Genomic DNA, 22,024 nt, shown 5'->3' with positions numbered 1-22,024 from the left:
GATAATCGGTGGATGCCCACCTATCGCGACGAAGCCGTGGTGCTCCGCACGCACAAGCTGGGCGAGGCCGACCGCATCGTGACGCTGCTCTCGCGCAGCCACGGCAAGATCCGCGCGGTGGCGAAGGGCGTGCGCAAGACCGGCTCCAAGTTCGGCTCGCGGCTCGAGCCGTTCATGGTCGCCGACCTCCAGCTCTACGAGGGCCGGAGCCTCGACATCGTCGCGCAGGCCGAGTCGCTCGGCGCCTACGGTGCGCTGATCGCCGCCGACTACGACAGCTACACGGCCGCGAGCGCGATGGTCGAGACGGCGGACCGCCTCACCGACGCGGACGCCTCCCTGCAGCAGTACCTGCTGCTCGTCGGGGCCCTGCGATCGCTCTCGAAGCACGAGCACGAGCCGGTGCTGACGCTCGACTCCTACCTCCTGCGGGCGCTCTCGATCGCGGGCTGGGCGCCCAGCTTCGAGGACTGCGCGCGCTGCGGCGCCCCCGGGCCCCACGGCGCGGTCGTGGTGCAGCTCGGAGGCGTCGTCTGCGCCGACTGCACGCCGCCCGGAGCACCGCGGGTCGCTCCGGAGGTCGTGGTCCTGCTGGGTGCGCTGCTCACGGGAGACTGGGCCCACGCCGAGACCACCGAGCCGACCACGCGGTCGCGGGCGAGCGGAGTGGTCGCCGCCTACACGCAGTTCCACCTCGAACGCGGTCTGAGATCCCTGGAGCACGTCACCCGATGAAGCCCTTCACCCACAAGGACGCCGAGCCGTACCGCCCCCTCGACTGGACCGGGATCCATCCGCCCGCGATCCCGCGGAAGGCCGTTCCGGGGCACGTCGCCATCGTGATGGACGGCAACGGCCGCTGGGCGAACTCCCGCGGCCTGACGCGGATCGAGGGGCACAAGCGCGGCGAGACGGCGCTGCTGGACGTCGTGGCCGGAGCGATCCAGATCGGCGTGAAGCACCTCAGCGTCTACGCGTTCTCGACCGAGAACTGGAAGCGCTCGCCCGAGGAGGTGCGCTTCCTGATGGGCTTCAACCGCGACGTGCTGCACCGCCGCCGCGATCAGCTCAACGAGTGGGGCGTGCGCATCCGCTGGGCCGGCCGGAAGCCGCGCCTGTGGGCGTCGGTGATCAACGAGCTGCAGTTCGCCGAGCGGATGACCGCGGACAACGACGTGCTCACCCTCACCATGTGCGTCAACTACGGCGGGCGCACCGAGATCGCCGACGCGGTGCAGCGGCTCGCCGCCGAGGTCCAGGCAGGGCGGCTCAAGCCCTCCGGCATCTCCGAGAAGACGATCGCCCGGGCGCTCTACGTGCCCGAGATGCCGGACGTCGACCTCTTCGTGCGCTCCTCCGGCGAGCAGCGCACCAGCAACTTCCTGCTCTGGCAGAGCGCCTACGCCGAGATGGTGTTCCTCGACCGGCTCTGGCCGGACTTCACGCGGACCGACCTCTGGGACGCGATCGAGCACTACTCCGGCCGCTCCCGTCGCTTCGGCGGCGCGGTCGACGTGCCGGGGGCCTCCTCGTGATCCGGGCCGGGATCGTCGGCTTCGGGCTCGCCGGCAGCGTCTTCCACGGTCCGTTCCTCGCGGCCGACCCGGCGTTCGAGGTCGTCGCCGTCTCCACCCGCGACGCCGGTCGGAGAGCCGCGGCCTCCGCCGCGCATCCGGAGGCCCGGATCGTGCCCGACCTCGACGCGGTGCTCGCCGAGCGGCCGGAGCTGGTCGTGCTCGCCTCGCCGCCGTCGGTGCACCGGGAGCAGGCCGTCCGGGTGCTCGAGGCCGGGGTCGCCGTCGTGATCGACAAGCCCTTCGCACCGAGCACGGCCGACACGGACGCGGTCATCGCCGCCTCCGAGCGGAGCGGTGCGCCCGTCTTCGTCTTCCAGAACCGGCGCTGGGACGCCGATCTGCTCACCCTCCGCCGCCTCCTGGGCGAAGGGGTCCTCGGCGAGGTCCTCCGCTTCGAGTCGACCTTCGAGCGCTGGAGCGCGCCGAAGACGGGCCGGTGGCAGAGCGAGACGGGTCCGGCCGAGGGTGGCGGGATCCTCTTCGATCTCGGCAGCCACCTGGTCGACCAGGCGCTGCTGCTGTTCGGCCCGGCGGTCGTCACGGCGGCCGAGACCCGGACCGTCCACGAGGGCTCCGCGAGCGAGGACGACGCGTTCGTCTCGCTCCTGCATCACAGCGGCGTCCGCTCCCACCTCACCATGAGCCGCGTCGCCCGGGCGACCGGCCCCCGCTTCCGCGTGCTCGGCACCCGCGCCGCCTTCAGCGTCGACGGTCTCGATCCGCAGGAGACCGCGCTCCGCACCGGCGGCGCCCGACCGGACGACGACGGCTTCGGCGAGGTCGCGCCGGAGGGATGGGGCGTCCTCGTCGACGACTCCGGCGCACACCCCGTGCCGAGTGAGCGGGGACGATACGCCGCGTTCCTCGAGCAGGTCGCGCGGTCCCTCCAGGACGGCGCTCCCTCGCCGGTCGACGTCCGCGAGGCCCGCGAGGTCGTCGCCGTGCTCGAGCAGGCGCACGCCCTCGCCGCCCGCTGACCGGGCCCGCCGCCGGCGCGCCCGGTCGCTCCCCGGTCTTGGCGATCCGGCTCCGGAGCGTCATCCTCGAGAGGTGAGCACCGCACTGCCGAACTCCGCCGACCTGCGCGCGCGCTTCGCCGGTGCCCGCGGCTACCACAACGCCTGCACCCTCGGCCTGCCGCCGCGGCAGACCGTCGAGGCGCTGCGGGCGGACCTCGACGGCTGGTCGTCCGGGGAGAGCACGGCCGCCGCCTACGGCGCTGTCGCCGAGCGCGCGCGGGCCTCGTTCGCCGCGATCGCCGGCGTCCCGGTCGACCGTGTCGCGATCGGCTCGCAGACCTCCGCCATGGCCGCCGTGCTCGCCGCCTCGCTGCCCGACGGGGCCCGCGTGCTCTGCGTGGACGGCGACTTCTCCTCCATCGTGTTCCCCTTCCTCGCCCAGGCGCACCGCGGAGTGACCGTGCGCTCCGTCGCGCTCGAGGCGCTGTCCGACTCCGTCGAGGACGGGGACGACCTCGTCGTCTTCTCCGCCGTGCAGTCCAGCAGCGGAGCGCTCGCCGATCTCGACTCCGTCCTCAAGGCGGCCGCGCGCCACCGAGTGCGGACCGCGTGCGACCTGACGCAGGCGGCCGGCGTCCTGCCGGTCGACGCCTCCCGCTTCGACGCGACCCTCACCCACGCCTACAAATGGCTGTGCTCGCCGCGCGGAGTGGCGTTCCTCACCGTCTCGCCCGCCTACGCGGCCGAGCTCGTCCCCGTGCAGGCGGGCTGGTACTCGGGGGAGGACGTGTGGTCGTCCTGCTACGGACCGGCCATGCACCTGGCCGAGAACGCCCGCCGCTTCGACGTCTCGCCGGCCTGGCAGGCGTTCGCCGGCGCCGAGGCGTCGCTCGCTCTGTTCCGCTCGCTCGACCTCGACGCGGTCTGGGCGCACGCCTCCGGCCTCGGCGACCTGCTGTGCGAGCGGCTTGACCGGGAGCCTCAGCACCGGGCGCTCGTGTCCTGGCCGGACGAGGGGGGAGCGGACCTGGAGCTGCTGCAGGCTGCGGGTCTGCGCGTCTCGGGCCGCGGCGGCCGGCTCCGCATCGCCTTCCACCTCTGGAACGACGAGTCCGACGTGGACGAGCTCGTCCGCGTGCTGCGGGAATAGCGGGGCGCCCCCTCCGTTGTCCTGGGGGTGAGTGCTGAGCCGAGCCCCCTGTCCGTCGACGTCTGGTCCGACATCGCCTGCCCCTGGTGCTACATCGGGAAGCGCCGGTTCGAGCGCGGGCTCGAGGCCTTCCGCGCCGCGCACCCCGAGGCTCCGGAGGTCGTCGTGGAGTACCGCAGCTTCGAGCTCTCGCCGGACACGCCGGAGGACTACCGCGGGGGAGAGGCGGCGTTCCTCGCCGAGCACAAGGGGATCCCGGAGGCGCAGGCGCAGCAGATGCTCGACTCCGTCACGGCGATCGCGGCGGGCGTCGGCCTCGACTACCACTTCGAGTCGGTGCGCCATGTCAAGACGGTCACCGCCCACCAGGCGCTCCACCACGCCAAGGAGAACGGACTGCAGCTCGAGCTCGTCGAGCGTCTCCTGAGCGCGTACTTCGTCGAGGGCCGCGACCTGGCCGATCCGGAGGTGCTCGCCTCGCTCGCCGGCGAGGTCGGGCTCGACCCGGCGGAGACGCGCCGCGCTCTCGAGGACCGGCGCTACCTCGGGCGGGTGCAGTCCGACATCGCGCAGGCCCGCGAGTACGGGATCTCGGGGGTGCCGTTCTTCGTCCTCGACGGGCGCTTCGGCGTCTCCGGCGCCCAGGAGCCGGCGGCGTTCACCGAGGTCCTCGAGCACGTGCTGGAGCAGCGGGCGGCCGTCGCGTGAGCGGGCCGTTCGAGATGCTCGGCGACTCCGGCGGGCCGCTGTGCGAGGACGGCGTCTGCGCCGTGCCGCAGGCCGCGGAAGCGCAGGCCGAGGTGCCGCCGATCACCGCGGAGGCTCCTCCACGGTGATGTCGGCGACGGTCGCGCCGTAGGCGGCCACGAGGGCGTCCGCGTCGACGAAGGCGCTGCGCCCGTCGGCGCCGGCTCCCATCGCGACGCGGCGGCCGAGGATCCGCTCGTCGGCGTAGACCGGCCAGGCCGTCGTGGACCCGATCGGGGTGATGGTGCCGCGCCGGTAGCCGGTCGCCTCGAGGGCGGCCGTCTCGTCCGGGAGGCGGAGCTTGTTCACTCCGACCACCGCGCGCAGCTTCGGCCACGCGATCTGCCGCCCGCCGGGGACCAGGGCGAACAGGTAGCCGCCGTCGTGGCGCTTCACCACGAGCGACTTCACGATGTCGCCGGGCTCGATGCCGAGCAGCGCGGCCGCCTCGTGCAGGCTGCCGGCAGCGGGCCTCTCCACGATCTCGACCGCAAGGCCGCGGGCGGACGCGTCCGCCTCCAGCCGCTGCGAACCGTCCTCCACAGGTGTGCTCCCGTTCATCTCTCCACCTCTCCGCTCGTCACTCCGCCTTCCCCAACACAGGATCTGGGAGAATCGATACCGATGTCCTCCACTCTCACGGCCGCCCCGCCCGCGCGCACCGCGCCGGCGCTCCGGATCGGCCCCCTCGAACTCGACGCGCCGGTGGTGCTCGCCCCCATGGCGGGCATCACCAACACGGCGTTCCGCCGCCTCTGCCGCGAGTTCGGCAACGGCCTCTACGTGAGCGAGATGATCACCTCCCGCGCGCTCGTCGAGCGCACGCCGGAATCGATGCGCCTCATCCGCCACCACCCCAGCGAGTCGGTGCGCTCGATCCAGCTCTACGGAGTGGACCCGGTCACCGTCGCCGAGGCGGTCACCATGCTCGTCGCCGAGGACCGGGCCGACCACATCGACCTCAACTTCGGCTGCCCCGTGCCCAAGGTCACCCGGAAGGGCGGGGGAGCGGCCCTGCCGTGGAAGCTCCCGCTGTTCCGGCAGATCGTCGAGGGCGCCGTGAAGGCCGCCGGCGACGTCCCGCTCACCGTCAAGATGCGCAAGGGCATCGACCCGGACCACCTCACCTACCTCGAGGCCGCCCGTGCCGCCGAGGGCGCCGGGGTCGCGTCGATCGCGCTGCACGCGCGCACCGCCTCCGAGTTCTACAGCGGGCACGCCGACTGGTCGGCGATCGCCACGCTCAAGGAGACGGTCACGAGCGTGCCCGTGCTGGGCAACGGCGACATCTGGTCGGCCGAGGACGCGCTGCGGATGATGGCCGAGACGGGCTGCGACGGAGTCGTCGTCGGTCGCGGCTGCCTCGGGCGCCCCTGGCTCTTCGGCGACCTCGCCGCCGCGTTCGCCGGCTCCGACGAGCGGTTCCGCCCTTCGCTCGGACAGGTCGCCGAGGCGTTCCGCCGCCACGCGGAGCTGCTCGTCGACTTCTTCGAGAGCGAGGAGCGCGGCTGCCGCGACATCCGCAAGCACGTCGCCTGGTACTTCAAGGGCTACGCCGTCGGCGGCGACCTCCGCGCTCGCCTGGCCACCGTCGAGTCGCTCGCGCAGCTCGACGAGCTCCTGGCGACGCTCGACTGGACGCAGCCCTATCCGGGCGAGGCGGCCGAGGGGCAGCGGGGCCGCGCCGGCTCGCCCAAGGTCCCCTCCCTCCCGGACCGCTGGCTCGAGTCCCGCGAGCTCGACGCCGGGCAGCGCGACGCGGTCTCGGCCGCCGAGATCCACAACAGCGGTGGATGACCGCGCGCTCTGGGGGTACTCGCTCGTCGACACCGAGCGATTCCTGCCGGAGGACCACTCGACCCGCCGCTCCGACTTCGCCCGCGACCGCGCCCGGCTCTTCCACTCCAGCGCGCTCCGCCGCCTGGCCGCGAAGACCCAGGTGCTCAGCCCCACGGCGGGCGTCGACTTCGCGCGCAACCGCCTGACCCACTCGCTCGAGGTGGCGCAGATCGGCCGGGAGCTCGCCACGAGCCTCGACCTCGACCCCGACGTCGTCGACACGGCCTGCCTCGCGCACGACATCGGGCATCCGCCGTTCGGGCACAACGGCGAGCGCGCGCTCAACACCTGGGCCGAGGGGATCGGCGGCTTCGAGGGCAACGCGCAGACCTTCCGGCTGCTCACGCGGCTCGAGCCGAAGGTGTTCGGCGACGACGCCCGCCCCTACGGGCTGAACCTCACCCGCGCCAGCATCGACGCGAGCTGCAAGTACCCCTGGCCCGACACGCGCTCGGTGGCCGACCCGTCGGGGCGCGCCAAGTTCGGCTTCTACGCCGACGACGCCCCCGCGTTCGCCTGGATGCGCGAGGGCGCCCCCGAGGGGGTGCGCTGCATCGAGGCCGAGGTGATGGACCTCTCGGACGACATCGCCTACTCCGTGCACGACTTCGAGGACGCGGTGGTCTCCGGCTACATCGACGTCGAAGCACTCGGCTCCCGCGCCGACCACGAGGACCTCGTGCAGTCGATGCACTCCTGGGTCGGCGGGGAGGTCGGACACGACGAGCTCGTCGCCGCCTTCGACCGTCTCGACTCGCTCGACGTGTGGGTCTCCTCCTGGGACGGCTCCCGCCGCGACCAGGCCCGGCTCAAGAACCTCACCAGCCAGCTCATCGGCCGCTTCGCCGCCGCCGCCACCGAGGCCACCCGCGAGGCGTACCAGCACCCCGACCTCGTCCGCTTCGGCGGCCACGTCGTCGTCCCCCGCGAGCAGCAGGCCGAGATCGCCGTGCTCAAGGGGATCGTCGCGACGTTCGTGATGTCGCGGAACACCCGCCAGCCCATCTACGCCCAGCAGCGCGAAGTCCTCACCCGCCTCGCCGACACCCTCCTCGACCGCGGCCCGGGAACCCTCGAGCCCGGCTTCGCCGAGGACTGGCACGCCGCCCCCGACGACGACGCCCGCCGCCGCGTCGTCGTCGACCAGGTCGCCAACCTCACCGACCAGAGCGCCCTCGCCTGGTTCGAGAGGCTGTGCTGATGCGCTGAGCCGGGCGGCGCCCGGCTCAGCTGTGCCGCCGGTCCCTGCTCGGCGTCACCGCGGTCGGCTTGTCGAGGTGGTGCGTTCCAGGGAGCGGGGTGCGTCCGCCTGAGGCGATCCGCTGTTACGCGGATCGTCCGTTCGGCGGTGCTCGATTGCACGCCGGTCCTCGCCCGGCGTGGCGCGGTCGGCGGTGCTCGATTCCACGCCGGTCCCTGCCCGGCGTGGCGCGGTCGGCTTGGCGACGTGGTGCGTTTCGTGGAGCGGGGTGCGTCCGCCTAGGGCGATCCGCTGGCACGCGGATCGGCCGTTCGGCGGTGCCGGTGGCACGCCGGTTCTCGGCCGGCGTGGCGCGGTCGGCGGTGCTCGATTCCACGCCGGTCCCTGCCCGGCGTGGCGCGGTCGGCTTGTCGAGGTGGTGCGTTCCAGGGAGCAGGGTGCGTCCGCCTAGGGCGATCCGCTGGGACGCGGATCGGCCGTTCGGCGGTGCCGGGGGCACGCCCGTCACCGCCAGGCGTCACCGCGGTCGGCTTGTCGGGGTGGTGGGTTCCAGGGAGCCGGGTGCGTCGTCTGAGGCGATGTGCTGGTGTGCGGGTCGGCCGGTCGGCTCGGAGGGCGGGGAGGGCACCGCACCGCGAGGCGCGGAGGGGCGCGGGGCGGCGGGTACGGTGAGGGCGTGGGAGCGGAGCGGACACGGCAGCGGATCCTCGAGGCGGCGACGGAGGAGTTCGCGGCGCACGGGCTGGCGGGAGCGCGGGTCGACCGCATCGCGGCACGGTCGGGGATGAGCAAGCCGATGCTGTACTCGCACCGGCCGACGGCGCGCGAGGCCGTCGCCGCCGTCGTCCGCGTCAGCGCGGAGGGGTACTCCGCGCCCGGCACTCCTGCCGGCTGCTTCGTGCTGAGCGAGCCGCGGCTCGAGGCCCGTCACCGCGAGATGGAGGCGCTCGTCGCTGCCCGGGTCGAACGCGGGATCGAGGAGGGCGACGTGCCGCCGGAGACGGACGCCGGATCCGTCGCCGCCTTCGTCGTCGCCGTGCTCAGCGGGATGTCGACGCAGGCCCGCGACGGAGCACCGGCGGACCGCATCGCGGTGATCGGCGAGCTCGCACTCGGCGCGCTGCCGGCGGCCACGGGCGTGCGAGCCGCAGGGCGCACGCCGGGAGCTCCCGGATGAGACTGCGTCGGCCGCGTCTCGGCCTCCTCGCCCTGGTCGTCGCGGGGCTGCTGCTGGTCCAGCCCGCCGCGGCCTCGGCGGCACCGCTGCTCCCTCCCGCGAACGGCGTCCTCGACTACCAGCTGGGAGGCGCCTACGCTCCGGCGTCGAGCGTCACCATCGTCGACCGCGACCGCACGGACGCGCCCGCCGCCGGCCGCTACAGCATCTGCTACGTGAACGCCTTCCAGACCCAGCCCGGCGAGAGCGCCGCCTTCGCGAAGCGGCACCCCGAGCTCCTGGTGAGGCGAGCGGACGGGAAGCCCCTCGCCGATCCGGGCTGGCCGGACGAGTACCTCTTCGACGTCTCGACCTCCGCGAAGCGGACCGCTCTGCTCGCGATCGTCGGCGCCTGGATCGACGGATGCGCCGAGGACGGCTTCGACGCCGTCGAGGCCGACAATCTGGACAGCTACACCCGCTCGGGCGGGAGGCTGACGAAGTCGCAGGCGCTGGCGTTCGCCACCCTCCTGACGGCGCGCGCTCACCGCTCCGGCCTGGCGATCGGCCAGAAGAACGGAGCCGATCTCGCCGCTGCCGGGAAGAGGACGGTCGGCTTCGACTTCGCCGTCGTCGAGGAGTGCCAGGTCTACGACGAGTGCGCGGCGTACACGGACGTCTACGGGCGCCAGGTCTACGAGATCGAGTACACCGACAACGGCCGGTCCGCCTACTCCGAGGCCTGCGCCGCGCAGGGCCGGAGCATCTCGGTCACCCTCCGCGACCGCGACGTCGTCCCCCGTGGCGCACCGGGCTACGTGAACCGGCACTGCTGACGCCGGGCGGACGCTACCGCAGGGCTCCCAGCACGACGGCCGCGGCGCGGGCGACCAGCGCGTCGTCGTAGTCCGCCTCGGGGTCGTTGCGCGCCGAGAGGATCGACAGCACGACCGCGTCCCGCCTGGGAGGCGTCACCACGGCGACGTCGTTGCGGATCCCGCCGGCGCCCCCGGACTTGTCCGCGACGCTCCAGCCGGCCGGAGCGCCCGCCCGGACGAGAGTGTCGCCGGTCGCGTTGCCGCTCATCCAGTCGAGCAGGAGCGCCCGGTCCTCCGCGGACAGCACGTCACCTGTGGCGACCGCGGCGAGGTCCGCCGTGAACGAGGCCGGGGTGGTGGTGTCGTCGATGCTGCCGGGCTCGATCGTGTTCAGAGCGGGCTCCTCGTTCACCACCTCGGTGGTGGTGTCGCCGAGAGCCTCGAGTCCACGGTCGAGGGCGGAGGGTCCGCCGAGGCGCCGGAGGACGAGATTCAGCGCTGTGTTGTCGCTCCGGCGGACGGCCGCCTCGGCGAGCTGCGACAGCGGCAGGCCGGTGGCGGTGCTCTCCTCCGTGACGGGGGAGTAGCCCGCCGCCTCGACGTCGGCGACGGTCCAGGTGACCACCTCGTCCCGCTCGGCGGCGGGGACGGTGCGCAGGAACTCCGCTGCGGCGAGGGCTTTGAGGCTCGAGGCGAAGCCGAAGCGCTCGTCGGCCCGGTGATGGACCCGGCGGCCCGAGCCGGTGTCGACGGCGCTGACGCCGATCCGGGCGTCGAACTCGTTCTCGAGCGCGGCCAGCTCGGCGGAGACGTCGATCGGAGGAGGGGTGGCGGAGGACACCGACGACGGCACCGAGGCGGACGACGGCGGCGCGACCGGGGTGTCCGCCGTGGTGGTGCACCCTGCGAGGGCCAGGAGGAGGGCGGAACCCGCGAGTGCGCGGAGGGTCCGCGACGACCCTCTCGAACGGTTCACAGCGCGGAGTAGACGACGGAGAAGGCGACGGCGGCCGCCGCGGTGACGCCGAGCGCCGCGAGCGAGACGAGTGCCCGAGGCCTCCTCCGCACGACGGCCAGGACGAGGAAGCCCGCGCCCAGGACGATCTGGAGCCACCAGTACACCGGACTCGTGGTGTCGGCGACCGCGCCCAGCGCCCAGACGCCCTCGCCGATCAGCACGCCCGAGAGCGGCGCGACGGCCAGGACGCGCCACGTCCTCGAGCCGTGGAGGGTGAGTGCGGCGGCGGCCCCCAGGATCGGCCCGGCGGGGACGGCGAGCAGCCAGAAGACGTCCGTGAAGGGAGGCGAGTAGCCGAAGCCGCGCGCCGCGGTCACCAGGTCGTAGCCCTCGAGAAGCGCCCAGAAGCTCAGCAGGCCGAGCGCGGCCCCCGCTGCCGGTCGGGCGCCGCCGAGGCGCACGAGCGCGAACACGAGCATGGACCAGCCCCCGGAGGAGTTGGCGAACGAGCTCACCGACGGCGGGAGGGAGCCCTGCAGCAGGCTGGTGAGCCCGCCCAGGACGAGACCGCCGAGCAGGGCGACGAGCAGAGCACGCAGGAGAGGCGGGCGGGAGGCGGCAGGGGGCATGGGTCGATTCTCGGAGACGGCGGGCGGGTGCGGATCAGGGATGACCCTGATCTCGGGGTGCGGGTGGATCACAGGTCTCGGGGTGATCCGCGCCGCCCTGGTGCAGTTCTCCCCACCCCGGCTCGGCGGCTCCGGCGGCCGATACGATGGACCCCATGCCTCGGATCCGACAGTCAGATGTCGAGGAGGTCAAGGCGCGGGTGAACATCGGCGACGTGATCGGCGAGTACGTCACGCTGAAGTCGGCCGGCATCGGCTCGCTGAAGGGCCTCTGCCCCTTCCACGACGAGCGCAGCCCCAGCTTCCACGTCCGCCCGCAGGCCGGCTTCTACCACTGCTTCGGCTGCCAGGAGTCGGGCGACGTCTACAGCTTCGTCATGAAGATGGACCACAGCTCGTTCAGCGAGACCGTCGAGCGCCTCGCCGGGCGGATCGGCTTCCCGCTGCAGTACGAGGACGGCGACGGCCGCGCGCCCGAGACCGGCGGGCGAGCGCGCCTCCTCGCCGCGAACGACGCCGCGGAGGAGTACTTCCGCGAGCAGCTCGCGACCCCGGGCGCCGACGTCGGTCGGCGCTTCCTCGGCGAGCGGGGCTTCGACCGCGCCGCCGCCGACCGCTTCGGCGTCGGCTTCGCACCCGACGGCTGGGACGGGCTCACGACCGCGCTCAAGCGCCGCGGCTTCTCGGAGGAGGAGCTGACCACAGCCGGCCTGGTCAGCAGCAACAACCGCGGCGGCGTCTACGACCGCTTCCGCGGCCGCCTCGTCTGGCCGATCCGCGACGTGACCGGCCAGACCGTCGGCTTCGGCGCCCGCCGCCTCCTCGAGGAGGACAAGGGCCCCAAGTACCTCAACACCCCCGAGACGCCCGTCTACCACAAGTCCCAGGTGCTCTACGGGCTCGACCTCGCCAAGCGGGACATCTCCCGCGGGCACCGGGTGGTCGTCGTCGAGGGCTACACGGACGTCATGGCCTGCCACCTCGCCGGCGTCACCACCGCGGTCGCCACCTGCGGCACCTCCTTCGGCGTCGACCACATCAAGGTGCTGCGCCGGGTGCTGGGCGACGACAGCGGCGTCGGCGAGGTCGTCTTCACCTTCGACCCCGACGCGGCGGGCCAGAAGGCGGCGATGCGCGCGTTCCAGGAGGAGCACCGCTTCGCCGCGCAGACCTTCGTCGCCGTCGCGCCCGAGGGCCTGGACCCCTGCGACCTCCGCCTGAACCGCGGAGACGACGCCGTCCGCCGCCTCATCGACGACAAGAAGCCGATGTTCGAGTTCGTTATCAGGCAGCTGCTGGACCGCTACGACCTCGAGACGGTCGAGGGCCGGATCGCGGCCCTGCGCGCGGCCGCCCCGGTCGTCGCCGAGATCCGCGACCCGGCGCTGCGGCCCGGCTACTCCCGCGAGCTCGCCCGGATGCTCGGCCTGGACATGGCCGAGGTCAACTCCGCCGTGCGCTCCGCCGGATCCCGGCCCCGCTCCTCCGGACCCGAGGGCCGCGACCAGCAGGGCGGGCGGGGCGGCGGCGAATCGTCCGCGGCCGAGGCGCCCCTCGGCGCGGGCATCGCCGACCTCCCCGTCGACGTCGTCACGCGCATCGAGCGCGAGGCGCTGATGGCGATGCTCCAGCTGCCCCAGGCGATGGGTCCGGAGCTCCTGGCCCGGGCGGCGCACGCGGCGGTCACCAACGAGACCCTCCGCGTGGTCCGCGACGCCGTGGTCGCGAACCTCGAGCGGGCGGAGGACCGCGACTGGGTCGAGCACGTCGCCGACGACGTCCCCGGCCCCTTCGCCTCGCTGGTGCGCCAGCTCGCGGTGGCGCCGATCCCGGCCGCCGACGAGGAGGGGCTCGCCCGCTACTCCCGCGACGTGGCGATCTCGCTCATCGAGCGCGACCTGCTCCGCGAGATCGCCGAGCTGCGCGGGGCGCTCCAGCGCGCGTCCGCCGATCCGGTGATGGCGCGCGCGGTGCAGGTGCGACTGGTCGAGCTCGAGCGCGAGAAGCGGGCGCTGCGCTCGGAGTGAGCGTGTTGCGGTCGTGTGAAGAAATCGGCCGCACGCCCGTGCCGGTTCGGAGAGCGCTTCCAACTGTGTTACCTATGAGGAACAGCAATGCGGGCGTCCAGTGTCGTGACGCCACAGCCCACAGGAGATCTGTGTGCCGAGAGTCCGCGCGCCCGGAGCGCGCCCGCATCCCATCCTTGACAGGAAGAGGCAGACGGAGATGAATTCCGCATCCACTCGCGGCACCCGTGCACTGGCCGCCGCCGCAGGCTTCGCCGCGGTCGCGCTCGTGCTGACGGGCTGCGCCGCCGGCGGGAACGACTCGTCCGGCGGCAGCGCCGGAGGGGCCCTGACCATCGGCACCACCGACAAGATCACGACGCTCGACCCCGCGGGCTCCTACGACAACGGCTCGTTCGCCGTGATGAACCAGGTGTTCCCGTTCCTGATGAACACCCCCTACGGCAGCCCGGACGTCGAGCCCGACATCGCCGAGTCGGCGGAGTTCACCGCTCCCACGGAGTACACCGTGAAGCTGAAGGAGGGACTGAAGTGGGCCAACGGCCACGACCTCACCTCCTCCGACGTGAAGTTCTCCTTCGACCGCCAGGTCGGCATCGCGGCCGAGAACGGCCCCTCCTCGCTCCTGGCGAACCTCGACAGCGTCGCGGCTCCGGACGACACGACCGTGGTCTTCACGCTGAAGTCCGAGAACGACCAGACCTTCCCGCAGATCCTCTCGAGCCCCGCCGGCCCGATCGTGGACGAGGAGGTCTTCTCGGCCGACGAGCTGACCGCGGACGCCGACATCGTCTCGGGCGACGCCTTCGCCGGCCAGTACACGATCGCGAACTACGACGTGAACAACCTCATCCAGTACAAGGCCTACCCGGACTACCAGGGCGTTCTCGGCGAGGCGAAGACGGACACCGTCAACGTCAAGTACTACGCGGACTCGTCCAACCTCAAGCTGGACATCCAGGAGGGGAACATCGACGTCGCGTTCCGCAGCCTCTCGGCGACGGACATCGACGACCTCCGCGGCAACGACACGGTCAAGGTCGTGGACGGCCCCGGCGGCGAGATCCGCTACATCGTCTTCAACTTCGACACCCAGCCCTTCGGCGCGACGACCGGTGAGGCCGACAGCGCCAAGGCCCTCGCCGTGCGCCAGGCCGTCGCCGACCTGATCGACCGCGACGAGATCGCCGACCAGGTCTACAAGGGCACCTACACCCCCCTCTACTCCTACGTCCCCGCCGGCCTGACCGGCGCGGTCGAGCCGCTCAAGTCGCTCTACGGCGACGGCAACGGCGCGCCCGACGCCGACAAGGCGAAGGCGACCCTCGAGGCCGCCGGCGTCACCGCTCCGGTCACCCTGAACCTGCAGTACTCGAACGACCACTACGGTCCGTCCTCGGGCGACGAGTACGCGCTGATCAAGGACCAGCTGGAGTCGACCGGCCTCTTCACCGTGAACCTGCAGACCACGGAGTGGGTGCAGTACTCGAAGGACCGCTCGAGCGACGTCTACCCGGCGTACCAGCTCGGCTGGTTCCCCGACTACTCCGACGCCGACAACTACCTCTCGCCGTTCTTCATCAAGGAGAACTTCCTCGCGAACCACTTCGACGACGCCGAGGTGCAGAGCCTGATCGCGCAGCAGGTCTCGACCACCGACGCCGACGCGCGCACCGCGCTGATCGAGCAGATCCAGGAGAAGGTCGCGGCGCAGCTCTCGACCGTCCCCTACCTGCAGGGCTCGCAGGTCGCGGTCGTCGGCAGCACCGTGAGCGGAGCCGAGGACACCCTCGACGCCTCGTTCAAGTTCCGCTACGCGGCACTCAGCAAGGGCTGATCCACCCCCTCGCGGCCGGCGCCTCCCCGACAGGAGGCGCCGGCCGTTCTCCACGAAAGGCATCACGTGACGACAGCCACGACGGCTGCGGCGACGGCGCCCACCCGGCGACCGCGCGGCTCCGGGGGCGGACTCGGGCGCTACCTGCTCGTCCGCTTCCTGCTCATCATCCCCACCGTCTTCATCCTCGTGACGCTGGTGTTCCTCCTCATGCGCTCCACGGGCGACCCGATCACGGCGGCCCTCGGCGGCCGCCTGACCGCGGACCAGCTCGCCGAGCGCGTAGCCGCCGCCGGCTACGACCGGCCGCTGATCGTGCAGTACCTCGAGTACCTCGGCAAGCTGCTGACCGGCGATTTCGGCACCACCCTGAGCGACAACCGCCCCGTCACCGAGGTGCTCCTCACCTACGGCGCTGCGACGGTCGAGCTCGCCTTCTACGCCCTGATCGTGGCGTTCCTGGTCGGCATCCCGCTCGGGATGCTCGCCGCCTACCACCGCGACCGCACGCCCGACGCGGTGCTGCGCATCTTCGCGATCCTCTGCTACGCGACCCCGGTGTTCTTCGCGGGCCTGCTGCTGAAGCTGGTGTTCTCCGTCTGGCTGAAGTGGTTCCCCGTCGCCGGGCGCGCCTCGACGAGCACCGAGCTCTCGCTCCAGTTCCTCGAGAACAAGACCGGCATCTACCTGATCGACGCGATCCAGACCGGCGACCCCGCCGCGATCTCGGACGTGCTCTCGCACGCGGTGCTCCCCGCCGTCGCACTGGGCCTGCTCACCGCGGGCATCTTCCTGCGCCTGGTGCGCACCAACGTGATCGGCACGCTCGGCACCGACTACGTGGACGCGGCGCGCTCGCGCGGCGTCAGCGAGTTCCGGCTCGTCCGCACCCACGCCTACCGGCCGGCGCTCATCCCGATCATCACCGTGATCGGCCTGCAGATCGCCCTGCTGCTCGGCGGCGCCGTCCTCACCGAGACCACCTTCGAGTGGAAGGGCCTCGGCTTCCAGCTCGCCGAGTACCTCCAGGCCCGCGACTTCGTGGCCGTGCAGGGCATCGTCGCCCTGCTCGCCGTCATCGTGGCGCTGACCAACTTCATCGTCGACGTCATCGCGGCGCTCATCGACCCGCGAGTGAGGTACTGAGCATGAGCACCACCTCCCCGGCGCGTCCGCGCCGCCGCCTCGTCGATCGCCTGCCGGTCGTCCACCAGCTCCGGCAGAGCGTCGGCCTCCAGCGGGGGATGCTCGTCACCGGTCTGATCATCACCGGCGCGTTCCTGCTGGTGGCCCTGTTCGCGCCCCTGATCGCGCCCTACGGCTACTCGCAGCTGCGCTCGGGCGGCGAGTCGTTCGGCGCGCAGGAGCCGCCGAGCGCGGAGCACCTGCTCGGCACCACCGTCGGCGGCTACGACGTCCTCTCGCGAGTGATCTGGGGAGCGCAGACCGCGTTCCTCGTGATCGTCGTCGCCGTGGTCCTGTCGATCTTCCTCGGCGTCTTCCTCGGCCTCGTCTCCGGCTACCTCGGCGGCTGGCTCGACCGCGTGCTCGTCGTGATCTGCGACGCGATCTACGCGTTCCCGACCCTGCTGCTGGCGATCGTGATGTCGATCGTCATCTCCGGCGGGCAGTCGAACCTCTGGGCCGGCATCTTCGCCGCAGCGGTCTCGATCACCGTGGTCTACATCCCGCAGTACTTCCGCGTGATCCGGGCCGAGACCGTGCGGATCAAGGGCGACGCCTTCGTCGAGTCGGCGAAGGTCATCGGAGCGTCGACGCCCCGGATCATGTTCCGCCACGTCCTGCGGAACGCGACGCGTACGCTGCCGCTGATCTTCACACTGAACTCCTCCGAGGCGATCCTGACCCTCGCCGGCCTGGGCTTCCTCGGCTTCGGTATCGAGCCGACGTCGGCCGCGGAGTGGGGCTACGACCTCAACAAGGCGCTGTCGGACGTCACGAGCGGCATCTGGTGGACCTCGGTCTTCCCGGGCCTGGCGATCGTGCTCGTGGTGCTGGGCATCACCCTCGTGGGCGAGAGCCTGAACGACCTCGCCGACCCGCGCCTGCGCGGTCGGCGCGCGGTGGCCGCCGGTGCCGGCGACGTCGCCGCGACGTCCGTCGTGCCGGGCGGCGTCCTCGCCGCCGACGGCCTGGAGACGCCGGGGCACGACCCCGTCGCCGGAGTGGAGGAGACGCGATGAGCGACCAGCGCATCGTCCGGGACGCCTCAGCGCGCCCGATCGTGGACATCACCGACCTCGAGGTCGCCTTCGCGAGCGACCGCGGCGCCGTCCGCGCCGTCGCCGGGGTGAGCCTGCGCGTCGAGCGCGGCGAGGTCCTGGCGATCGTCGGCGAGTCCGGCAGCGGCAAGACCGTGACCGCGAAGACCATCCTCGGCCTCCTGCCCGAGACGGCCACCGCCTCCGGAGTGGTCCTGCTCTCGAAGAAGGACGGCAGCGCGGCGACCGATGTCGTCTCCGTGCCGAAGGCCCGCCTCCGGGAGCTGCGCGGCACCGACGTCGCCATGGTCTTCCAGGAGCCGGGCACCGCACTCAACCCGGTCTTCACGGTGGGCTGGCAGATCGCGGAGGGACTGCGCGCTCACGGCTCCGTCTCGAAGAAGGAGGCGCGCAAGCGCGCGATCGACGTCCTGCGCACCGTCGGCATCCCGGAGCCGGAGAAGCGAGTCGACTACTACCCGCACCAGTTCTCGGGCGGCCAGAAGCAGCGCGTCGTCATCGCGATGGCCCTGGTCCTGGATCCCGGCCTGATCGTCGCGGACGAGCCGACCACGGCTCTCGACGTGACCGTGCAGGCCGAGATCCTCGACCTGCTCCGCCGGTGCCGTGACGAGTTCGGCACCTCGATCGTGCTGATCACCCACAACATGGGCGTCGTCGCCGATCTGGCCGACCGCGTCGCCGTGATGTACCAGGGCGAGCTGGTCGAGGAGGCGACGGTCTCCGAGCTGTTCTCGGCGCCGAAGGCCGAGTACACGAGGAAGCTCCTCGCCGCCGTCCCGCACGTGGGCCAGGGCGTCGAGCGCGCCCGCGTCCGCGCCGTCGAGCGCGCCGAGGCCCCCGAGACCGAGACGCTCGTCGCCGCCGAGGGCCTGCGGATCCAGTACCCCGGCCGGCTCGGCCGTCCCGGCTTCGTCGCGGTCGACGGCGTCTCGCTGCGCATCCGCGCGGGCGAGGTGCTGGGCCTCGTCGGCGAGAGCGGCTCGGGCAAGACCACCATCGGGCGCGCCATCGCGGGTCTGACGCCGGTGACCGGCGGGTCGCTGAAGGTCCTCGGCAAGGAGATGCGCGGCATCCGCGAGCGCGCCTTCCGGCCGGTCCGCGGCGACATCGGCTTCGTGTTCCAGGACCCGGCGTCGAGCTTCAACCCGCTGCTCACCATCGCGGAGTGCGTGGCCGAGCCGCTGATCGTGCACGGACGGGCCGGCGACGCCGCCGGGGCGCGCTCGCGCGTCGACGAGCTCCTGGAGGCGGTGCAGCTGCCCCGCTCCTACGGCGACCGCTACCCGCACGAGCTCTCCGGCGGCCAGCGCCAGCGCGCCAGCCTCGCCCGGGCCCTCGCCCTCGAGCCGAAGCTGCTGATCGCCGACGAGCCCACCTCGGCGCTCGACGTGTCGGTGCAGGCCCGCGTGCTCGAGCTGTTCGCCGAGCTGCAGCGCGAGTTCGGCTTCGCCTCGCTGTTCATCAGCCACGACCTCGCCGTGGTCGACCTGCTCGCCGACCGCATCGCGGTGCTCTACCGCGGCGAGCTGGTCGAGGAGGGGACGGGGGCGGAGGTGCTCGCTGCGCCGAAGCACCCCTACACGCAGCGCCTGCTCGCCTCCCTGCCCGTGCCCGACCCGGTCGAGCAGGCCTCGAGGCGCGAGCTCCTGCGCAGCATCGTCGAGGCGGAGCGCCGGGCGTGAGCCGGACCGCCGGGGATCCGGCCCCCATCGTCGTCGACGACCTCAGCGTCGAGTACCCGCCGCGCGGCATCAGCCGCCGGTGGACGGCGCTGCGGGGAGTGAGCCTCCGCGTGGAGCCGGGGGAGGTGCTCGGGATCCTCGGCGGCAGCGGCTCGGGCAAGTCCACGCTCGCGCGCGTGCTCGGCGGCGACGGCCTGGGGCACGACGGCGGCCGCACGCGCCCGGTGATCATCGGAGGGGACGCGACGGTCGCGGGGCACCGCCTCCGCTCGCTCCCCGCCCGCGAGCTCAAGCGCTTCACCGTCGACGTCGCGCATCTCGCGCAGGACGCCGGAGCGACCCTCCGCCCCGAGCTGACCGTCTCGGAGCTGATCGCCGAGCCGATCTTCCTCCGCGACCGCCACTACGACCCGAAGGCCGCGGCGGTGCGGGTGGCGACGCTGCTCGACTCCGTGCACCTGCCGCTGTTCCTGCTCGACCGCTACCCCTACGAGCTCTCCAGCGGCCAGCGCCAGCGCGTGGCCGTGGCCCGCTCGCTCGTGCTCGGGCCGAAGGTGCTGATCGCCGACGAGCCGACCTCGGGCATCGACGCGACGGTGCGCGAGTCGATCGTGGACCTCCTCGCCGACCTGCGGCGCCGGGAGGGCTTCGCCGCCGTCGTGGTCAGCCACGACATCGACGTGCTGAGCCGGGCGACCGACCGGATCGCCGTGCTCGTCGGCGGCGAGGTCGTCGCGTACGGGCCGCTGCTGGAGGTTCTGATCGAGGCCCGGCACCCCTACGTGCGCGAGCTCGGAGCGGCCTTCGCCGAGTACGAGCGCTTCGACGCCTCCCGAGCGCAGCGCGTCGAGGCGGCCGACCAGTGACCGTCCCGCGCGTCGCGGTGCTCCCGCGGCCGAAGCCGGTGTTCGCCGAGGCGGTGGAGTCGGGCGGTGGAGTGGTCGTCGGACTCGACGAGAGTCCGGACGCGCTGCTCTGGCTGTCCTACGGCCGCACGGACGAGCTGGCCGCTGTGCTGGAGGAGCACCCGTCGATCCGCTGGGTGCAGCTGCCCTGGGCCGGCGTCGACGTCTTCGCGCAAGTGCTCGCCGCGTCCCGCGCGGACGTCGTCTGGACCAGCGCCAAGGGCGCCTACGCGGAGCCGGTGGCCGAGCACGCGCTCGCGCTGGTGCTCGCCCTCCTGCGCTCGCTGCCGGAGCGGGCGCGCGCCGCGTCGTGGGGGCCGAAGAAGGCGGTCACGCTGCACCGCGCCTCCGTGGTGATCGTCGGAGCAGGAGGGATCGCTCGCGAGCTCCTGCGGCTGCTCGCCGTCTTCGACTGCCGGGTGACGATCGTCCGCCGCGGAGACGAGCCGGTGGAGGGCGCGGCCCGCACCCTGCCGGCGTCGCGGCTCGCCGAGGCCGCGGCGGACGCCGACGTGCTGGTCCTTGCCGCCGCCGCCACCGCGGGCACGGAGCGGATGGTCGACGCGGGTCTGCTCGCGCGGCTCCCCGCCCACGCCGTGCTCGTCAACGTCGCCCGGGGGAGCCTCGTCGACACGGACGCGCTCGTCGCGGCCCTCGCCGAAGGCCGTCTCGCGGGCGCCGCGCTCGACGTGACGGAGCCCGAGCCGCTGCCGGACGGGCATCCGCTCTGGAGCGAGCCCCGGTGCCTGATCACGCCCCACAGCGCGGACACCCCCGAGATCACCGCGCCGCTCCTGGCCGAGCGCGTGCGCGCCAACGTGGCCGCCTGTGCCGCCGGCGGGCCGTTCGTCGGCCGCGTCGACCCGGGCTCCGGCTACTGAGTGCGCGCCCGATTTTGCGTTCGCGGAGAGTTTGCTAAAGTAGTACCGCGCTGATCGCCTCCGGGTGGTCGGATGATCCTCGATAGCTCAATTGGCAGAGCAATCGGCTGTTAACCGGTAGGTTCTTGGTTCGAGTCCAAGTCGGGGAGCGAAGGGTCCGGGACTCCACTCTCGGGCCCTTTTTTCGTGCCCGCGAGCGGTCGCCCTCAAGGGCCCACCCGCTCGGACCGACGATCGGAGGGGCGATGCGCGAGGACGTGCTCGCTCTCCTGCGCCGCCGCCCCGACGTCGAGGCGCCGGATCTCGTCGCCGTCGACGCCAGCGACCGCCTGCTGCTCGACCTCGCCGCCGATCGCGGCCGCCTCGCCGTGATCGGGGACGCCTACGGGGCGCTGAGCCTCGGCCTCGCCGCCGACGGCCGTGCCGTGCGCGTCGTGCAGGACTCGATCACCGCCGAGCGCGCTCTCGCGCAGAACCTCGAGACGGTGCGGGGGTCGGGCGTCGATCTCGCGCCGATCGAGATCGTCGACTCCGTCGCGGAGGCCGTCCGCGACGCCGACGCGGTGCTCCTGCGCCTGCCGCGCTCACTCGACGCCCTGGCCGCCGTCGCGGCCGGGACTTCACTCGCGAACCCGGCGGCGACCCTGATCGGCGCCGGCCGCATCAAGCACATGACCCGCACGATGAACGACGTGCTCGCCGTGCGCTACGAGCGGATCGACGTCTCCCTCGCCCGGCAGAAGTCGCGCGCCCTGCTCGCGAGCGGCGCGCTCCCCGACCAGCCGCCCGCGCCCGGGCCCGAGCGGCGCCGTCTGGACGAGCTCGACCTCGAGGTCGTCGCACTGCCGGGAGCCTTCGCAGGTGCACGACTGGACCTCGGCACCCGCGCCCTCCTCGCCGCCCTCGATCTCGACTCCCTCCCCGCGGGCACCGCACTCGACCTCGGCTGCGGAACCGGCGTGCTCGCCGCCGTGGTGGCCCGGGCCCGCCCCGACCTCGCCGTGACCGCGACGGACACCTCGCGTGCCGCGGTCGAGTCCGCCCGGGCGACCGCGGCGGCCAATGGGCTCGCCGTCCGCGTCCTCCGCGACGACAACGCCTCGACGCTGGAGGCGTCCTCCGTCGACGTCGTGCTCTGCAATCCGCCGTTCCACTCCGACGGTGCCGTCACCGACCTCGTCGCCCGGCGCATGCTGCGCGCGGCCGGCCGCGTGCTGCGCCCCGGAGGCATGCTGTGGACGGTCTTCAACTCCCACCTCGCGCATCCGGCCGAGCTGCGCCGCGCAGTCGGGCCGACCTCGGTGGTGGCGCGCGACCGCCGCTTCACCGTCACCCGCTCCGTGCGCTCCGACGGCTGAGTCCGGCTCCGCAACCCCCTCCGCGGCCTCAGGTCCGCTGTCCGCGGCGCGGGT

General features: G+C 72.9%; 20 protein-coding genes and 1 tRNA gene. 18 read left to right on the top strand and 3 right to left on the bottom strand.

Translation table 11 applies throughout. From position 1 onward, the window contains the following. The first annotated feature begins 12 nt into the window (after positions 1–12). The 5 genes from recO to C5C35_RS09480 all read left to right on the top strand — a co-directional run bounded on the left by recO (position 13) and on the right by C5C35_RS09480 (position 4,394). Positions 13–735, top strand: a complete 723-nt coding sequence (gene recO / locus C5C35_RS09500; protein WP_104263009.1) for a DNA repair protein RecO — start codon at positions 13–15, stop codon at positions 733–735. After that, positions 732–1,535, top strand: a complete 804-nt coding sequence (locus C5C35_RS09495) for an isoprenyl transferase (protein WP_104238220.1) — start codon at positions 732–734, stop codon at positions 1,533–1,535. The genes recO and C5C35_RS09495 overlap by 4 nt, the downstream gene beginning before the upstream one ends. Further along, the gene (locus C5C35_RS09490; RefSeq protein ID WP_104263008.1) at positions 1,532–2,554 is read left to right on the top strand and encodes a Gfo/Idh/MocA family oxidoreductase; all 1,023 of its coding nucleotides are present in this window, start codon (positions 1,532–1,534) and stop codon (positions 2,552–2,554) included. Before C5C35_RS09495 ends, C5C35_RS09490 begins: the two co-directional genes overlap by 4 nt. A 73-nt stretch (positions 2,555–2,627) precedes the next feature. Continuing rightward, positions 2,628–3,686: an aminotransferase class V-fold PLP-dependent enzyme gene (locus C5C35_RS09485; protein WP_104263007.1), complete on the top strand. Its 1,059-nt coding sequence runs from the start codon at positions 2,628–2,630 to the stop codon at positions 3,684–3,686. A 27-nt stretch (positions 3,687–3,713) separates the two neighbouring features. Next, positions 3,714–4,394 carry a DsbA family protein gene (locus C5C35_RS09480; RefSeq protein ID WP_104226692.1) on the top strand — a complete coding sequence of 227 codons (681 nt, stop codon included), beginning with the start codon at positions 3,714–3,716 and terminating at the stop codon, positions 4,392–4,394. 102 nt (positions 4,395–4,496) lie between these two features. Here the strand turns inward: C5C35_RS09480 and C5C35_RS09475 are convergent, their stop codons facing one another. Next, on the bottom strand, positions 4,497–4,994 hold the full coding sequence (locus tag C5C35_RS09475) for an aminoacyl-tRNA deacylase (RefSeq protein WP_104223436.1): 498 nt from the start codon (positions 4,992–4,994) through the stop codon (positions 4,497–4,499). Positions 4,995–5,057: 63 nt separating this feature from the next. Here C5C35_RS09475 and dusB point away from each other — a divergent pair, with 63 nt between their 5' ends. From dusB to C5C35_RS09455, 4 genes are all read left to right on the top strand, one after another. Next, positions 5,058–6,230: a tRNA dihydrouridine synthase DusB gene (dusB, locus tag C5C35_RS09470; RefSeq protein ID WP_104223437.1), complete on the top strand. Its 1,173-nt coding sequence runs from the start codon at positions 5,058–5,060 to the stop codon at positions 6,228–6,230. Next, the gene (locus C5C35_RS09465; protein ID WP_104223438.1) at positions 6,223–7,473 is read left to right on the top strand and encodes a deoxyguanosinetriphosphate triphosphohydrolase; all 1,251 of its coding nucleotides are present in this window, start codon (positions 6,223–6,225) and stop codon (positions 7,471–7,473) included. Before dusB ends, C5C35_RS09465 begins: the two co-directional genes overlap by 8 nt. Positions 7,474–8,149: 676 nt before the next feature. Next, entirely contained in the window at positions 8,150–8,650 is a 501-nt protein-coding gene (locus tag C5C35_RS17240) for a TetR family transcriptional regulator (protein ID WP_181027184.1), read from the top strand. Then, positions 8,647–9,465, top strand: coding sequence for an endo alpha-1,4 polygalactosaminidase (locus tag C5C35_RS09455; protein WP_104247510.1), 819 nt, complete (start codon positions 8,647–8,649; stop codon positions 9,463–9,465). Before C5C35_RS17240 ends, C5C35_RS09455 begins: the two co-directional genes overlap by 4 nt. A gap of 13 nt (positions 9,466–9,478) precedes the next feature. Here the strand turns inward: C5C35_RS09455 and bla are convergent, their stop codons facing one another. Then, positions 9,479–10,423 (bottom strand): class A beta-lactamase, encoded by a 945-nt coding sequence (bla, locus tag C5C35_RS09450; protein ID WP_104247511.1) that lies wholly within the window; start codon positions 10,421–10,423, stop codon positions 9,479–9,481. After that, a complete protein-coding gene (locus C5C35_RS09445) occupies positions 10,420–11,034 on the bottom strand; it encodes a DUF6518 family protein (RefSeq protein WP_181027185.1) in 615 nt (204 codons plus the stop codon). Before C5C35_RS09445 ends, bla begins: the two co-directional genes overlap by 4 nt. A gap of 155 nt (positions 11,035–11,189) precedes the next feature. Between C5C35_RS09445 and dnaG the strand changes: the two genes are divergently transcribed. The 9 genes from dnaG (at position 11,190) to C5C35_RS09400 (ending at position 21,970) form a co-directional block, all read left to right on the top strand. After that, positions 11,190–13,061 carry a DNA primase gene (gene dnaG, locus C5C35_RS09440; protein ID WP_104263006.1) on the top strand — a complete coding sequence of 624 codons (1,872 nt, stop codon included), beginning with the start codon at positions 11,190–11,192 and terminating at the stop codon, positions 13,059–13,061. Between the two features lie 199 nt (positions 13,062–13,260). Continuing rightward, on the top strand, positions 13,261–14,898 hold the full coding sequence (locus C5C35_RS09435; protein WP_104223443.1) for an ABC transporter substrate-binding protein: 1,638 nt from the start codon (positions 13,261–13,263) through the stop codon (positions 14,896–14,898). A gap of 66 nt (positions 14,899–14,964) precedes the next feature. Next, positions 14,965–16,044 carry an ABC transporter permease gene (locus C5C35_RS09430; protein WP_104223444.1) on the top strand — a complete coding sequence of 360 codons (1,080 nt, stop codon included), beginning with the start codon at positions 14,965–14,967 and terminating at the stop codon, positions 16,042–16,044. Positions 16,045–16,046: 2 nt separating this feature from the next. Then, positions 16,047–17,102, top strand: coding sequence for an ABC transporter permease (locus C5C35_RS09425; protein ID WP_104226685.1), 1,056 nt, complete (start codon positions 16,047–16,049; stop codon positions 17,100–17,102). Beyond that, positions 17,099–18,826: an ABC transporter ATP-binding protein gene (locus tag C5C35_RS09420; RefSeq protein ID WP_104247513.1), complete on the top strand. Its 1,728-nt coding sequence runs from the start codon at positions 17,099–17,101 to the stop codon at positions 18,824–18,826. The genes C5C35_RS09425 and C5C35_RS09420 overlap by 4 nt, the downstream gene beginning before the upstream one ends. Beyond that, positions 18,823–19,692 carry an ATP-binding cassette domain-containing protein gene (locus C5C35_RS09415; protein WP_104223447.1) on the top strand — a complete coding sequence of 290 codons (870 nt, stop codon included), beginning with the start codon at positions 18,823–18,825 and terminating at the stop codon, positions 19,690–19,692. The genes C5C35_RS09420 and C5C35_RS09415 overlap by 4 nt, the downstream gene beginning before the upstream one ends. Beyond that, positions 19,689–20,612, top strand: coding sequence for an NAD(P)-dependent oxidoreductase (locus C5C35_RS09410; RefSeq protein WP_258066343.1), 924 nt, complete (start codon positions 19,689–19,691; stop codon positions 20,610–20,612). Before C5C35_RS09415 ends, C5C35_RS09410 begins: the two co-directional genes overlap by 4 nt. Before the next feature lie 76 nt (positions 20,613–20,688). Then, positions 20,689–20,761, top strand: a tRNA-Asn gene (locus C5C35_RS09405). Positions 20,762–20,857: 96 nt separating this feature from the next. Continuing rightward, complete coding sequence (locus C5C35_RS09400) at positions 20,858–21,970, top strand: class I SAM-dependent methyltransferase (protein ID WP_104247514.1); 1,113 nt, start codon at positions 20,858–20,860, stop codon at positions 21,968–21,970. Positions 21,971–22,024 lie beyond the last annotated feature (54 nt).

The organism is Rathayibacter sp. AY1F8 (assembly GCF_002932165.1).
In the GTDB taxonomy this organism is placed as follows: domain Bacteria; phylum Actinomycetota; class Actinomycetes; order Actinomycetales; family Microbacteriaceae; genus Rathayibacter.
Note: the sequence above shows the minus strand (reverse complement) of the source record. Positions and strands in the feature narration are given on the sequence as shown.

Bases quoted from the DNA above. Each gene is read 5' to 3' on its own strand.
- recO (WP_104263009.1), top strand. From the start codon at position 13: ATGCCCACCTATCGCGACGAAGCCGTGGTGCTCCGCACGCACAAGCTG.
- C5C35_RS09495 (WP_104238220.1), top strand. From the start codon at position 732: ATGAAGCCCTTCACCCACAAGGACGCCGAGCCGTACCGCCCCCTCGAC.
- C5C35_RS09475 (WP_104223436.1), bottom strand. From the start codon at position 4,994: ATGAACGGGAGCACACCTGTGGAGGACGGTTCGCAGCGGCTGGAGGCG.
- dusB (WP_104223437.1), top strand. From the start codon at position 5,058: ATGTCCTCCACTCTCACGGCCGCCCCGCCCGCGCGCACCGCGCCGGCG.
- C5C35_RS09455 (WP_104247510.1), top strand. From the start codon at position 8,647: ATGAGACTGCGTCGGCCGCGTCTCGGCCTCCTCGCCCTGGTCGTCGCG.
- C5C35_RS09445 (WP_181027185.1), bottom strand. From the start codon at position 11,034: ATGCCCCCTGCCGCCTCCCGCCCGCCTCTCCTGCGTGCTCTGCTCGTC.
- dnaG (WP_104263006.1), top strand. From the start codon at position 11,190: ATGCCTCGGATCCGACAGTCAGATGTCGAGGAGGTCAAGGCGCGGGTG.
- C5C35_RS09435 (WP_104223443.1), top strand. From the start codon at position 13,261: ATGAATTCCGCATCCACTCGCGGCACCCGTGCACTGGCCGCCGCCGCA.
- C5C35_RS09425 (WP_104226685.1), top strand. From the start codon at position 16,047: ATGAGCACCACCTCCCCGGCGCGTCCGCGCCGCCGCCTCGTCGATCGC.
- C5C35_RS09420 (WP_104247513.1), top strand. From the start codon at position 17,099: ATGAGCGACCAGCGCATCGTCCGGGACGCCTCAGCGCGCCCGATCGTG.
- C5C35_RS09400 (WP_104247514.1), top strand. From the start codon at position 20,858: ATGCGCGAGGACGTGCTCGCTCTCCTGCGCCGCCGCCCCGACGTCGAG.